This is a genomic window from Pseudomonas sp. GW821-FHT03A09, assembly GCF_059421065.1.
This window is the reverse complement of sequence record NZ_JBWKUX010000007.1, coordinates 193103-206987: the sequence shown is the minus strand read 5'-3', so window position 1 is coordinate 206987 and position 13885 is coordinate 193103. Positions and strand designations below refer to the sequence as shown.

At 61.1% G+C, this 13885-nt stretch carries 13 protein-coding genes; 11 read left to right on the top strand and 2 right to left on the bottom strand.

Annotated elements, in window-relative coordinates; all coding sequences use genetic code 11:
- The first annotated feature begins 163 nt into the window (after positions 1 to 163).
- The 4 genes from AC07V4_RS15330 (at position 164) to AC07V4_RS15315 (ending at position 3219) form a co-directional block, all read left to right on the top strand.
- Positions 164 to 472, top strand: coding sequence for an arsenate reductase (locus AC07V4_RS15330; protein WP_229999207.1), 309 nt, complete (start codon positions 164 to 166; stop codon positions 470 to 472).
- Positions 473 to 505: 33 nt separating this feature from the next.
- Positions 506 to 1540, top strand: a complete 1035-nt coding sequence (gene dapD, locus AC07V4_RS15325; RefSeq protein WP_492637047.1) for a 2,3,4,5-tetrahydropyridine-2,6-dicarboxylate N-succinyltransferase — start codon at positions 506 to 508, stop codon at positions 1538 to 1540.
- A gap of 63 nt (positions 1541 to 1603) precedes the next feature.
- Positions 1604 to 2809: an aminotransferase class V-fold PLP-dependent enzyme gene (locus tag AC07V4_RS15320; RefSeq protein ID WP_492637048.1), complete on the top strand. Its 1206-nt coding sequence runs from the start codon at positions 1604 to 1606 to the stop codon at positions 2807 to 2809.
- Positions 2806 to 3219, top strand: a complete 414-nt coding sequence (locus AC07V4_RS15315) for a SufE family protein (protein WP_492637049.1) — start codon at positions 2806 to 2808, stop codon at positions 3217 to 3219. Before AC07V4_RS15320 ends, AC07V4_RS15315 begins: the two co-directional genes overlap by 4 nt.
- A gap of 117 nt (positions 3220 to 3336) precedes the next feature.
- Here the strand turns inward: AC07V4_RS15315 and tcdA are convergent, their stop codons facing one another.
- Positions 3337 to 4152, bottom strand: coding sequence for a tRNA cyclic N6-threonylcarbamoyladenosine(37) synthase TcdA (gene tcdA, locus AC07V4_RS15310; protein ID WP_492637050.1), 816 nt, complete (start codon positions 4150 to 4152; stop codon positions 3337 to 3339).
- Between the two features lie 211 nt (positions 4153 to 4363).
- On the opposite strand from tcdA, the gene AC07V4_RS15305 reads away from it, so the two are divergent.
- From AC07V4_RS15305 to AC07V4_RS15290, 4 genes are all read left to right on the top strand, one after another.
- Positions 4364 to 6955, top strand: coding sequence for a glycosyltransferase (locus tag AC07V4_RS15305; RefSeq protein WP_492637051.1), 2592 nt, complete (start codon positions 4364 to 4366; stop codon positions 6953 to 6955).
- A gap of 246 nt (positions 6956 to 7201) precedes the next feature.
- The gene (gene dapE / locus AC07V4_RS15300; protein ID WP_492637052.1) at positions 7202 to 8353 is read left to right on the top strand and encodes a succinyl-diaminopimelate desuccinylase; all 1152 of its coding nucleotides are present in this window, start codon (positions 7202 to 7204) and stop codon (positions 8351 to 8353) included.
- Entirely contained in the window at positions 8353 to 9162 is an 810-nt protein-coding gene (locus AC07V4_RS15295) for a putative RNA methyltransferase (RefSeq protein WP_431752419.1), read from the top strand. The genes dapE and AC07V4_RS15295 overlap by 1 nt, the downstream gene beginning before the upstream one ends.
- Before the next feature lie 53 nt (positions 9163 to 9215).
- Positions 9216 to 9593, top strand: coding sequence for a hypothetical protein (locus tag AC07V4_RS15290; RefSeq protein ID WP_016974390.1), 378 nt, complete (start codon positions 9216 to 9218; stop codon positions 9591 to 9593).
- Positions 9594 to 9738: 145 nt separating this feature from the next.
- Here AC07V4_RS15290 and AC07V4_RS15285 read toward each other — a convergent pair whose 3' ends face one another.
- On the bottom strand, positions 9739 to 9948 hold the full coding sequence (locus AC07V4_RS15285; RefSeq protein WP_024073812.1) for a cold-shock protein: 210 nt from the start codon (positions 9946 to 9948) through the stop codon (positions 9739 to 9741).
- 181 nt (positions 9949 to 10129) lie between these two features.
- Between AC07V4_RS15285 and plsB the strand changes: the two genes are divergently transcribed.
- Genes plsB through AC07V4_RS15270 form a run of 3 tightly spaced genes read left to right on the top strand, consistent with a single transcriptional unit; the run spans position 10130 to position 13801 of the window.
- A complete protein-coding gene (gene plsB, locus AC07V4_RS15280; RefSeq protein ID WP_492637053.1) occupies positions 10130 to 12634 on the top strand; it encodes a glycerol-3-phosphate 1-O-acyltransferase PlsB in 2505 nt (834 codons plus the stop codon).
- 51 nt (positions 12635 to 12685) lie between these two features.
- On the top strand, positions 12686 to 13087 hold the full coding sequence (locus tag AC07V4_RS15275; RefSeq protein ID WP_492637054.1) for a YbaY family lipoprotein: 402 nt from the start codon (positions 12686 to 12688) through the stop codon (positions 13085 to 13087).
- Between the two features lie 24 nt (positions 13088 to 13111).
- The gene (locus AC07V4_RS15270; RefSeq protein ID WP_492637055.1) at positions 13112 to 13801 is read left to right on the top strand and encodes a DUF4197 domain-containing protein; all 690 of its coding nucleotides are present in this window, start codon (positions 13112 to 13114) and stop codon (positions 13799 to 13801) included.
- The last annotated feature ends 84 nt before the right edge of the window (positions 13802 to 13885 follow it).

Below are 13885 nucleotides of genomic sequence, written 5' to 3'. Positions count from 1 at the left end.
GGCATTTGCACATAAGTCGCACGCAGGCATGACGAGCGGCACCAGAGGCCACAGGTCGTGGCATAATCCGTGACCTTTCGTTTCCATTAGCCCAAAGGGGGGCAATTCCTTGACCGCTTCAAGCAAAACGTTGCACCTTTTCGGCATCAAAGCCTGCGACACCATGAAAAAGGCACGCACCTGGCTCGATGAGCACGGGGTGAGCTATGAGTTCCACGACTATAAAACGGCCGGTATCGACCGCGAACACTTGACCCAATGGTGCAACGAGCACGGTTGGCAGGTGGTTTTGAACCGTGCGGGCACCACCTTTCGCAAACTCGAAGACGAACGCAAAGCCGATCTCGATCAGTCGAAAGCCATTGAATTGATGCTCGCACAACCCTCGATGATCAAGCGCCCGGTGCTCGATCTCGGAGACAGAACCCTGATTGGCTTCAAGCCAGATAGTTATTCGGCGGCCCTCAAGTAGGCCAGCCCTTTCCATTTTTGTAGAGGTAACAGCATGTCCAATTCCCTGTTCAGCCTGGGCTTCGGCGTCGGCACCCAGAACCGCCAAGGTGCTTGGCTGGAAGTGTTTTACGCACAACCGCTGCTCAACCCATCGGCCGAAATCGTCGCTGCCATCGCGCCGATCCTTGGCTACACCGAAGGCAACCAGGCCATCACTTTCACCGTCGCCCAGGCTTCGCAACTGGCTGACGCGCTCAAAGGCGTCGACACCGTTCAAGCCGCATTGCTGACCCGCCTGGCCGAAAGCCACAAGCCACTGGTCGCCACCCTGCTGGCCGAAGACGCCGCACTGACCTCCACACCTGAGGCCTACCTCAAGCTGCACCTGCTGTCCCACCGCCAGGTCAAGCCACACGGCCTGAGCCTGGCCGGTGTGTTCCCGCAACTGCCTAACGTTGCGTGGACCAGCCAGGGTGCCATCGACATCAACGAACTGGCCGAACGCCAGCTGGAAGCCCGCCTGCGTGGCGAGCTGCTGGAAGTGTTCTCGGTGGACAAGTTCCCGAAAATGACCGACTACGTGGTCCCGGCTGGCGTGCGTATCGCCGACGCGGCACGTATCCGCCTGGGCGCTTACGTGGGCGAAGGCACCACCGTCATGCACGAAGGTTTCGTCAACTTCAACGCCGGCACCGAAGGCCCGGGCATGATCGAAGGCCGTGTCTCGGCAGGCGTCTTCGTCGGCAAGGGTTCGGACCTGGGCGGCGGTTGCTCCACCATGGGCACCCTGTCGGGCGGCGGCAACATCGTGATCAAGGTCGGCGAAGGCTGCCTGATCGGTGCCAACGCGGGTATCGGTATCCCATTGGGCGACCGCAACACCGTGGAGTCGGGCCTGTACGTGACCGCTGGCACCAAGGTTGCGCTGCTGGACGAGCAGAACCAACTGGTCAAGGTGGTCAAGGCACGCGAACTGGCCGGCCAACCGGACCTGCTGTTCCGCCGCAACTCCGAGACCGGTGCCGTGGAGTGCAAAACCCACAAATCGGCTATCGAACTGAACGAAGCGCTGCACGCTCACAACTAAGCAGCCACTCGATGCCACTAGCGGGCCCCGATCCTGGGGCTCGCTTATACGAGTCTTGAACACATGCTAGTGCCCTCCCCATGGCGTGCCGATTTCCCGGCCATCGCCACCCTGCAACGGCAAGACCAGACCTATCTGGACAATGCCGCCACCACGCAAAAACCCCAGGCCCTGTTGGATGCCATCAGCCATTACTACGCCAACGGCGCAGCCAATGTGCACCGTGCCCAGCATTTGCCCGGCGCCCACGCGACCCAGGCTTTTGAAGACAGTCGCAGCAAAGTCGCGCAGTGGTTGAATGCAGGTGACAGCGGGCAAATCCTGTTTACCCACGGCGCGACGTCTGCGCTGAACCTCCTGGCCTATGGCCTTGAGCATTTATTCAATGCGGGCGATGAGATTGTCATCAGCGCCCTGGAACACCACGCCAACCTGCTGCCCTGGCAGCAACTGGCCAAACGCCGTGCACTCACGCTGGTGGTATTGCCACTGGGTGATGATGGCGTGATCGACCTCGCTGCCGCTGCCGAGCTGATCGGCCCGCGCACACGGTTACTGGCCGTGAGCCAACTGTCCAATGTGCTTGGCGCCTGGCAGCCGCTGGAAGCCCTGATGGCACTCGCCCAACCCTACGGCGCCTTGACCGTGGTCGACGGCGCCCAAGGCATCGTTCATGGCCGCCATGACGTGCAGGCCCTGGGTTGCGACTTCTATGTGTTTTCCAGCCACAAGCTGTATGGCCCGGACGGCGTCGGCGTGCTGTTTGGCCGCAACGAAGCCCTGCACCATTTGCGCCACTGGCAGTTTGGCGGCGAGATGGTGCAACAGGCCGACTACCACAGCGCCAGCTTCCGTCCGGCACCGCTGGGTTTCGAGGCCGGCACACCACCGATTGCCAGCGTGATCGGCCTGGGCGCCAGCCTGGATTACCTGAGTTCGCTAGACCAGCAGGCAGTGATCTCCCACGAAGCGGCCCTACATGACTACCTGTTGCGAGGGTTGAAAGCGCGCAATGGCGTGCGCGTGCTGGGATCGCCCCAGGTGGCGTTGGCCAGCTTTGTCGCCGATGGCGTGCATAACGCGGATCTCGCGCACCTGCTCACCGAGCAAGGCATTGCCGTCCGCGCCGGTCATCACTGCGCGATGCCGCTGCTCAAGGCGATGCACCTGTCGGGCGCCATTCGTGTGTCCCTGGCGCTCTATAACGATTCCGATGATCTGGAGCGCTTCTTTGAAGCGCTGGACCAAGCACTGGATATGTTGCGATGAGCTTGCCGGTTGATGCAGTCGTCGCGCTGGATGCCTTCCAGGCCGTCGGCAGTTGGGAGCAGCGCGCCCGAATGCTGATGCAATGGGGTGAGCGCTTACCGGCCTTGGCCGAAGAAGAAAAAGTCGACACCAACCTCGTTCAGGGCTGCGAAAGCCTGGTGTGGCTGGTGGGGCATCTGCGCGACGGCCATTGGCAGTTTGCCGCCAGCAGCGATGCGCGGATGATCCGGGGGTTGGTGGCGTTGTTGCTGGTGCGGGTGAATGGGTTGTCTGGTGCTGAGTTACAGGCCGTCGATCTTCCGGACTGGTTTAACCAACTAGGTCTTTCCCGTCAGCTTTCACCGTCCCGCAGCAATGGCCTGAATGCAGTGTTGCAGCGCATGCGAGCATTAAGCCGTACACAAAACTAATGTGGGAGCTGGCTTGCCTGCGATTGCAGTGTGTCAGTCACTGAAAGTGTTGACTGATCCACCGCTATCGCAGGCAAGCCAGCTCCCACAGTTTGAATCTGTGCAAGGCAGTGAGATTTAAGTGGGCTTGACCCGCTCCGACGGCCTGCGCACCCCGGCCACAATCTTGTCCACGGCCTTGGTCGCCGCCACCATGCCGAAAGTGGCAGTGACCATCATCACCGCGCCGAACCCTCCTGCGCAGTCCAGCTTCACACCGTCCCCGACAAAACTCTTCTGCAGACAGATGCTGCCATCCGGCTTGGGGTAGCGCAGTTGCTCGGTGGAAAACACGCACGGCACGCTGTAATGACGGGTCACGGTGCGTGAAAAACCATAGTCGCGACGCAAGGTAGAACGCACTTTCGAAGCCAGTGGATCATTGAAGGTACGGTTCAAGTCGCAGACCTGGATCAACGTCGGGTCGATCTGCCCGCCGGCACCGCCGGTGGTGATGATCTGGATCTTACGACGCTTGCACCAGGCGATCAGCGCAGCCTTGGCGTTGACCGCATCAATGCAGTCGATCACGCAGTCGATGTCCGGCGTGATGTACTCGGCCATGGTGTCGCGGGTCACGAAGTCGGCCACGGCATGCACCGTGCAGCCCGGGTTGATACCGCGCAGGCGCTCGGCCATCACTTCGACCTTGGGCTTGCCCACGGTGCTGTCCAGGGCGTGCAACTGGCGATTGCTGTTGCTGACGCAGACATCGTCCAGGTCAAACAGCGATATTTCGCCCACACCGCAACGGGCCATGGCTTCCGCCGCCCAGGAGCCTACGCCGCCGACGCCGACGATCGCCACATGGGCCGCTTTCAAGCGTTCCAGGCCTTCAATGCCATACAAGCGGGCGACGCCTGCAAACCGCGGATCTTCTGTACTCATGACCATTACCCCAAAAACCGGCGCGCATTATGGACTACGTAGCGACAAGTTCGAAGCGACAAGCTACAAGTAAAGAACTTAGGTGGCCTTTCGCTGACTAACGTCCGGCTTTTCTCTGTCTGCTGTACGCTCAGGGAAGGGCCGGTGTAGGATGCGCGCCGTTCGGCGCTGGCCGACACTTCTCTTCGTTCCACACCCTTTGGAACCCGAAATAGCCATGGCATCGCGTAAATTTGGACTTAACCTGGTGGTCGTGCTGGCAATTGCCGCGCTGTTCACCGGCTTCTGGGCGCTGATCAACCGCCCAGTCACGACCCCCAACTGGCCGGAACAGATTTCCGGCTTTTCGTACTCGCCGTTCCAGCAGGGCCAGTACCCGCAGAAAGACCAGTTCCCGACCGACGACCAGATGCGTCAGGACCTTGCGATCATGAGCAAGCTGACGGACAACATCCGTACCTACTCGGTCGACGGCACCCTGGGGAATATCCCCAAGCTGGCGGAAGAGTTCGGCCTGCGCGTGACCCTGGGGATCTGGATCAGCCCGGACCTGGAGCGCAACGAACGGGAAATCCAGCGCGCCATCGAAATCGCCAACAGCTCGCGCAGTGTAGTGCGGGTGGTGGTGGGTAACGAAGCCCTGTTCCGTGAAGAAATCACTCCAGAAGCACTGATTGTGCTGCTGGACCGGGTGCGCGCCGCCGTAAAAGTGCCGGTCACCACCTCCGAGCAGTGGCACATATGGGAAAAGAACCCACAACTGGCCAAGCACGTCGACCTGATCGCCGCGCACATTCTGCCATTCTGGGAATACATCCCGATGGACAAGGCCGGCCAGTACGTACTCGACCGTGCCAAGGACCTGAAGAAGCTGTTCCCGAAAAAGCCGCTGCTGTTGTCGGAAGTGGGTTGGCCGAGCAACGGCCGCATGCGCGGTGGCAATGAAACATCGCCTGCCGACCAAGCGATTTACCTGCGTACGCTGGTGAACAAGCTGAACCGCCAGGGCTACAACTACTTCGTGATCGAGGCGTTCGACCAGCCGTGGAAAGTCAGCGACGAAGGCTCGGCCGGTGCTTATTGGGGTGTTTACAACGCGGCACGCCAGCAAAAATTCAACTTTGAAGGGCCGGTCGTTGCGATCCCGCAATGGCGCGTACTGGCCATCGGCTCGGTGGTGCTTGCGCTGCTGTCCCTGACGCTGCTGATGATCGACGGCTCGGCCCTGCGCCAGCGTGGCCGGACCTTCCTGACCTTTATCGCGTTCTTGTGCGGTTCGGTGCTGGTGTGGATCGGCTACGACTATAGCCAGCAATACAGCACCTGGTTCAGCGTGACCGTCGGTATCTTGCTGGCCCTTGGCGCGCTTGGCGTGTTTATCGTGTTGCTGACCGAAGCCCACGAACTGGCGGAAGCGGTGTGGACCCACAAGCGCCGACGCGAATTCCTGCCGGTAGAAGGCGATTCGGACTACCGCCCGAAAGTGTCGATCCATGTGCCGTGCTACAACGAGCCACCCGAGATGGTCAAACAGACCCTCGACGCCCTGGCCGCCCTCGATTACCCGGACTATGAAGTCCTGATCATTGACAACAACACCAAAGACCCAGCGGTGTGGGAGCCGGTACGCGACTACTGCGAAACCCTGGGCCCGCGCTTCAAGTTCTTCCACGTCGCGCCCCTGGCCGGTTTCAAGGGTGGCGCGCTGAACTACCTGATCCCGCACACCGCCAAGGACGCCGAAGTGATCGCGGTGATCGACTCGGACTACTGCGTGTCGCCGAACTGGCTCAAGCACATGGTGCCGCACTTCGCCGACCCGAAAATCGCCGTGGTGCAGTCGCCGCAGGACTACCGCGACCAGAACGAAAGCACCTTCAAGAAGCTCTGCTACGCGGAATACAAGGGCTTCTTCCATATCGGCATGGTCACCCGCAACGACCGTGACGCGATCATCCAGCACGGCACCATGACCATGACCCGTCGCTCGGTGCTCGAAGAACTGGGCTGGGCCGACTGGTGCATCTGTGAAGACGCCGAATTGGGCCTGCGCGTGTTCGAGAAAGGTCTGTCGGCGGCTTATTACCACGACAGCTACGGCAAGGGCTTGATGCCAGATACCTTCATCGACTTCAAGAAACAGCGTTTCCGCTGGGCCTACGGCGCGATCCAGATCATCAAGCGCCACACCGCCAGTCTGTTGCGCGGCAAGGACACCGAGCTGACCCGTGGCCAGCGCTATCACTTCCTCGCGGGCTGGTTGCCGTGGGTGGCGGACGGCATGAACATCTTCTTTACCGTCGGCGCACTGTTGTGGTCTGCGGCGATGATCATCGTGCCGACTCGGGTCGACCCGCCGTTGCTGATTTTCGCGATCCCGCCGTTGGCGTTGTTCGTGTTCAAGGTCGGCAAGATCATCTTCCTCTACCGCCGTGCGGTGGGTGTGAACCTCAAAGATGCGTTCTGCGCGGCGTTGGCCGGGTTGGCGTTGTCCCACACCATCGCCAAGGCGGTGCTGTACGGCTTCTTCACCACCAGCATTCCGTTCTTTCGTACTCCGAAAAACGCGGATAACCACGGCTTCTGGGTGGCGATCTCGGAAGCACGCGAAGAGATGTTCATCATGCTGCTGTTGTGGGGCGCGGCGCTGGGGATCTACCTGGTGCAGGGCCTGCCGAGCAATGACATTCGCTTCTGGGTGGTGATGCTGCTGGTGCAATCGCTGCCGTACGTGGCGGCGCTGATCATGGCGTTTCTCTCTTCGCTGCCTAAACCGGCTGCGAAGCCAGAACCCGCACCTGTCGCGTAAAAACTTGCGCAATGCACTAAACGGCGGCCTCTGGCCGCCGTTTTGCTATAAGATAACGGCCGTTTTACGAGACTTGGCCCTGGCTTTGCTCTCTGTGGGAGCTGGCTTGCCTGCGATGCAGACGCCCCGGTCTAGCGGGTACACCGCGGCGATGTTATCGCAGGCAAGCCAGCTCCCACATTGGATCTGCACCGTTTCAAGTCCATATTCGTCCTGCGCCCACGACACGCCTCCCGGAGTTTTCCCATGACGGCCCATGCCGACCTTTCGCCGACCCTTCAACTCGCTATCGACCTGATCCGTCGTCCCTCGGTGACGCCGATCGATGCCGACTGCCAGAAGCTGATGATGCAGCGCCTGGGCGACGCCGGATTTGCACTTGAGCCGATGCGCATCGAAGACGTGGACAATTTCTGGGCCACTCACGGCAAGCATGAAGGCCCGGTGCTGTGCTTCGCCGGCCACACCGACGTGGTGCCGACCGGCCCGGTACAGGCTTGGCAGAACGATCCGTTCGACGCGCTGATCGACGAAAACGGCATGCTGTGCGGCCGTGGCGCAGCGGACATGAAAGGCAGCCTGGCGGCAATGCTGGTGGCGTCGGAGCGTTTTGTCGCCGACTACCCGGACCACAAGGGCTCGGTGGCCTTCCTGATCACCAGCGACGAAGAAGGCCCGGCACACCACGGCACCAAGGCCGTGATCGAGCGTTTGGCGGCACGCAAGGAGCGTCTGGACTGGTGCATCGTCGGCGAGCCGTCGAGCACCACCCTGGTGGGCGATGTGGTCAAGAACGGCCGCCGTGGCTCCCTCGGCGCGACCCTGACCGTGCGCGGCGTACAGGGCCATGTTGCCTACCCGCACTTGGCGAAGAACCCGATCCATCTGGCAGCTCCGGCCCTGGCCGAATTGGCGGCCGAGCATTGGGATGACGGCAATACCTTCTTCCCACCGACCAGCTTCCAGATCTCCAACCTCAATTCCGGCACCGGTGCCACCAACGTGATCCCCGGTGACCTGACAGCGGTGTTCAACTTCCGTTTCTCCACCGAGTCGACGGTCGAAGGCTTGCAGCAGCGCGTGGCGGCCATCCTCGACAAGCACGACCTGGACTGGCACGTGGAGTGGGCCTTGTCAGGCCTGCCGTTCCTGACCGAACCGGGTGCGCTGCTGGACGCGGTCTCCGCCAGCATCAAGGCGATCACCGGGCGTGAAACCAAGGCGTCCACCAGCGGTGGTACTTCGGACGGTCGCTTCATTGCGACGCTCGGTACCCAGGTCGTCGAATTGGGCCCAGTCAACGCGACGATCCATCAGGTCAACGAACGCATTCTGGCCAGCGACCTCGATGTGCTGACCGAAATCTACTACCAGACCCTGATCAAGTTGCTCGCCTGATGCTCGCCTGCCCCCTTTGCAACGCGCCACTCAACGCGGTGGACAATGGCGTGGCGTGCCCAGCCGGGCACCGTTTCGACCGCGCGCGCCAGGGTTACCTGAACCTGTTGCCGGTGCAGCACAAGAACAGCCGCGACCCGGGCGACAACCTGGCGATGGTGCAAGCGCGCCGCGATTTCCTCAACGCCGGGCACTATGCCCCGGTGGCCAGGCGCCTGGCGGAACTGGCGGCTGAGCGTGCTCCGGCGCGTTGGGTGGATATCGGTTGTGGCGAGGGTTACTACACCGCGCAAATCGCCGAAGCCCTGCCCCAGGCCGACGGCTATGCGCTGGATATCTCCAAGGAAGCGGTCAAGCGTGCGTGCAAACGCAACCCGGCGCTGACTTGGTTGATCGCCAGCATGGCCCGCGTGCCACTGGCCGATGGCAGCTGCCAGTTCCTCGCCAGTGTGTTCAGCCCGTTGGACTGGCAGGAAGCCAAGCGCCTGCTCAGCCCGGGTGGCGGCCTGATGAAGGTCGGCCCGACCAGCGGCCACTTGATGGAACTGCGCGAGCGCCTGTACGACGAAGTGCGCGAATACACCGACGACAAACATCTGGCCCTGGTGCCGGACGGCATGAGCCTGGCGCACAGCGAAACGCTTGAGTTCACCCTGAGCCTGACCGAGCCCCAGGACCGCGCCAACCTGCTGGCCATGACGCCCCACGGCTGGCGTGCCAGCGCCGAGCGCCGCGCGCAAGTGATCGAGGCGGCCGAGCCGCTGGTAGTCACTGTGTCGATGCGCTACGACTATTTCGTGCTTCAATAACTGACTTTCCAGATCCGCGAATGGATTTTCGAATCCCGCAACGAGGAACATCCATGCGCCAACCTGATATCGAGATTTACCTGAAGGACGCCGACGTCGACCACAAGGCTATCGCCGCCTGGCTGGGCGCCGCGTTGGGCCCGTGCAGCGACTGGGTCCAGAAGGGCCAGACCTACAAGTGCAAGGCCGGCAACGTACCCGTGACCTGGCTGCCCAAGGCCGTGGGCAAATGGAACAGCCTGTACCTGGAAAGCGACCAGACGCCGTGGGATGACGACATTGCCTGCGCCCGCGCAGCCTTTGCCGCGCTGAACGTGGAAGTGCGTTGTGCGCCGGGCACCTGGGTCGAGGAAGAAGGTGAAGAAAGCGCCGACACCTGGATTCGCATCAGCGCAGACGGTGAAGAACAGATCACTTGGAAGACCGCCTGATTTACAACTGCAAACCCAATCAATGTGGGAGCTGGCTTGCCTGCGATGCAGACACCTCGGTCTAGCAGCTAGACCACAGTGATGCTATCGCAGGCAAGCCAGCTCCCACAGTTGATTGGGTTACCAGATCGAGATAGGTCCGCCGTTAAAGACCGACCACATCCTCGGCCTGCAACCCTTTCTCGCCGCTCACCACGGCGTATTCCACCTGCTGGCCTTCAGCCAGGGAGCGGTGGCCTTCACCGCGAATGGCGCGGTAGTGCACAAACACATCCTTGCCGTCCTCGCGTTGAATGAACCCGTAACCCTTTGCATCGTTGAACCACTTCACATTGCCGGTTTCGCGCGTTGCCATCTGTTTTACTCCCACATGCTTTTTATTGTTGAGTCAGTCGCATTGAACTGCCGAGTATATGACAGGCTCAAAAAGCTTCAACTCAAGTTTATTTAGCCGCTTTTTTGCCGATTTTCGGCGAATACGGCACACTACCCGCCCGAGCGCCTGCTCGGTTTTTTCCACTTGAAGCAGCACGCCTATGACCCGCTCCCCGTTCCGCCGTCTGGTGTTTGGCACCTTGCGCCGACTGTTGTACCTCTGGGTTCGCTCGGAGACGATCAACCAGTCGTCCCTAACCCTTAACCTCGACCGCAGCCGGCCGGTGTTCTACGTCCTGCAATCGCCTTCCCTCACCGAATTGGCCGTGGTCGATACCGAGTGCACCAAGGCTGGCCTGCCGCGCCCGGTGCTGCCGGTGTCCGTAGGCCCGCTGATCGAACCCGCCGCGTTCTTCTACCTCACGCCGGAGCCCGATTGGCTTGGCCGCCAGGACAAACGCGGTGCGCCACCGACCTTGACCCGGCTGGTCAACACCCTGAGCGAGCACGCCGAAGAGAATGCACAAATCATTCCGGTCAGCGTGTTCTGGGGCCAGTCGCCCGAGAGCGAGTCCAGCCCCTGGAAGCTGCTGTTTGCCGATAGCTGGGCGGTCACCGGGCGTCTGCGCCGGTTGTTGAGCATCCTGATCCTCGGTCGCAAGACCCGTGTGCAATTCTCCGCGCCAATCAACTTGCGTGAATTGATCGAGCACAATAAAGGTCACGAACGCACCGTGCGCATGGCCCAACGCATCCTGCGTGTGCACTTTCGTAACCTGAAGACCGCCGTGATCGGTCCCGATCTGTCTCACCGGCGTAACCTGGTGAAAGGCTTGGTCAACATGCCACTGGTACGCCAGGCCATCGCCGACGAAGCCGAGCGGGAAAAGATCACCCCGGAAAAAGCCAAGGCCCAGGCCCTGCGCTATGGCAACGAAATCGCCTCGGATTACACCTACACCGCGATCCGCTTCCTGGAAGTGGTGCTCAGCTGGTTCTGGAACAAGATCTACGACGGCATCAAGGTCAATAACATCGAGGGTGTGCAAAAGGTTGCCCAGGGTTACGAGGTGATCTACGTCCCTTGTCACCGCAGTCATATCGACTACCTACTGCTGTCGTACCTGTTGTTCAAGAACGGCCTGACGCCGCCGCACATCGCCGCAGGGATCAACCTGAACATGCCGGTGATCGGCAGCCTGCTGCGCCGTGGCGGTGCGTTTTTCATGCGCCGCACCTTCAAGGGCAACCCGCTGTACACCTCCGTGTTCAACGAATACCTGCACACCTTGTTCACCAAAGGCTTCCCGGTGGAGTACTTCGTCGAAGGCGGACGCTCGCGCACCGGGCGCATGCTGCAACCGAAGACCGGAATGCTGGCAATCACCCTGCGCAGCTTCCTGCGCTCCTCGCGCATGCCGATCGTGTTCGTGCCGGTGTATATCGGTTATGAGCGTGTCCTCGAAGGCCGCACTTACCTCGGCGAACTGCGCGGCGCGAGCAAGAAGAAAGAGTCGATCTTCGATATTTTCAAAGTGGTCGGCGCACTCAAGCAGCGCTTTGGCCAGGTCGCGGTCAACTTTGGCGAGCCGATCAAGCTGGCCGAGTTCCTCGACAGTGAGCAACCGGACTGGCGCGCCCAGGAGTTGAGCCCGAACTACAAACCGGCGTGGCTCAACGCGACCACCAACCGCCTTGGCGAACAAGTGGCCCGCCACTTGAACGAAGCCGCTGCCGTGAACCCGGTGAACCTGGTCGCCCTGGCACTGCTGTCCACCACGCGACTGGCCCTGGACGAACAGGCCATGGCACGCCAACTGGACCTGTACCTGGCGTTGCTGCGCCGCGTGCCCTACTCGCCCCACACCACGTTGCCCGAGGGCGATGGCCTGGCGCTGATCAAGCACGTCAAGGACATGAACCTGTTGTCGGAACAAAGTGACGCCTTGGGCAAGATTGTTTATCTGGACGAGCAGAACGCCGTCCTGATGACTTACTACCGTAACAACGTGCTGCACATCTTCGCCCTGCCGGCGTTGCTGGCGAGCTTCTTCCAGAGCAGCTCGCGGATGAGCCGCGAGCAGATCCTGCGCTACACCCGCGCCCTCTACCCGTACCTGCAATCGGAGCTGTTCATCCGTTGGCCACTGGAGGAGCTGGACGCGGTGGTCGACCAATGGCTGCAAGCGTTTGTCGAACAAGGCCTGCTGCGCTTCGAAAACGACGTCTACCTGCGTCCGGCCCCGAGCTCACGGCACTTTGTACTGCTGACGCTGCTGTCCAAGAGCATCGCCCAGACCCTGCAGCGCTTCTACATGGCCATCTCGCTGCTGCTCAACAGTGGCCAAAACAGCATCAGCGCCGAAGAGCTCGAAGACCTGTGCACGATCATGGCCCAGCGCCTGTCGATCCTGCATGGCCTGAACGCCCCGGAATTCTTCGACAAGAGCCTTTTCCGACATTTCATCCAGACACTGCTGGAGCAAGATGTGCTGCGCCGCGATGAAGCCGGCAAGTTGAGTTACCACGACCTGCTCGGCGAATTGGCCGAAGGCGCGGCGAAACGCGTGCTGCCCGCCGAGATTCGCCTGTCGATCCGCCAAGTGGCCCTGCATCGGGTTGACGGCGCAGCCGAGACATCCGTCGACGCTCCAGAAACCCGCTAGATTGAATCAGGCGCCGGGCGGTTTCCGGCGCCGTTGAAAAGGAGCTGTACCATGAAAAAAATCATCCTCCTGGGCCTGACCGCCCTGCTCGGAGCCTGCCAATCCATGACCCCAGCCCCAAAGGCCAGCCTCGACGGCGAAGTGTTCTACCTGCAACGTATCGCCCTGCCGCCCACCGCCACCTTGAGTGTCAGCCTGCAAGATGTGTCCTTGATGGACGCCCCGGCCGTGACCCTCGCCGAGCAGAAAGGCCCGGTCAAAGGCCAAGTGCCGCTGCCCTTTCACCTGAGCTATGACCCTGCCCAAGTCAAACCGGGCCACAGCTACTCGGTGAGCGCACGCATCGAGCTGGACGGCAAGCTGCTGTTTATCACCACCGAACGGCACTCAGTACAGCTCAATGGCCAGGATCAACAACCGTTGCGCCTGCGTGTAGACGCTGTCACTCACTGATTAACCCATTCAAGGAAGTCGCCCATGCTCCGTCACTCTCTTCGCCTCACTGCCCTGTGCGCCGGCCTGTTGCTCGGTGCCAACGCCATGGCCCTGGACCTTGGCAGCCTGTCCCAAGGTGACGCCAGCGGCGGCCTCAAGGACGCACTGACCCAAGGCGCCCAGATCGCCGTGAAACAACTGGGCGCGCCTGGTGGTTTCAGCAACAACCCGGAAGTGAAGATCGGCCTGCCCGGCAAGCTGGGCAAAGTCGCCGACAAACTGAAAATGTTCGGTATGGGCGACCAGGTCACGCAACTGGAAACCAGCATGAACAAGGCGGCGGAAACCGCTGTGACCCAGGCGCAGCCCATCCTGGTCAATGCGGTTAAAAACATGAGCGTGACCGACGCCAAAGGTATCCTCACCGGCGGCCAGGATTCGGCGACTCAATACCTGAACAAAAGCAGCCGTGACCAGATCCGTGCCAAGTTCTTGCCGATCGTCAAGGCTGCCACCGACAAGGTCGGCGTGGCCCAGCAGTACAACGCCCTGGCCGGCAAAGCCGCAGCCTTTGGCGCGCTCGATGCGAAAAGCGCCAACGTTGAAAACTACGTGACCGAACAGGCGTTGGATGGCCTGTTCAAGATGATCGCGCAGCAGGAAGAAACCATCCGCAAGAACCCGGCGGCTGCGGCCACCAGCTTGGCGAAAAAGGTGTTTGGCGCGCTGTAACTCCAGCCTGTGTTGCTGCGCCCAGGTCGCTTGCCACGGATCTGGGCGTAGTGCATTTCGCTAGCCTGTCAGCGATTTAACGCA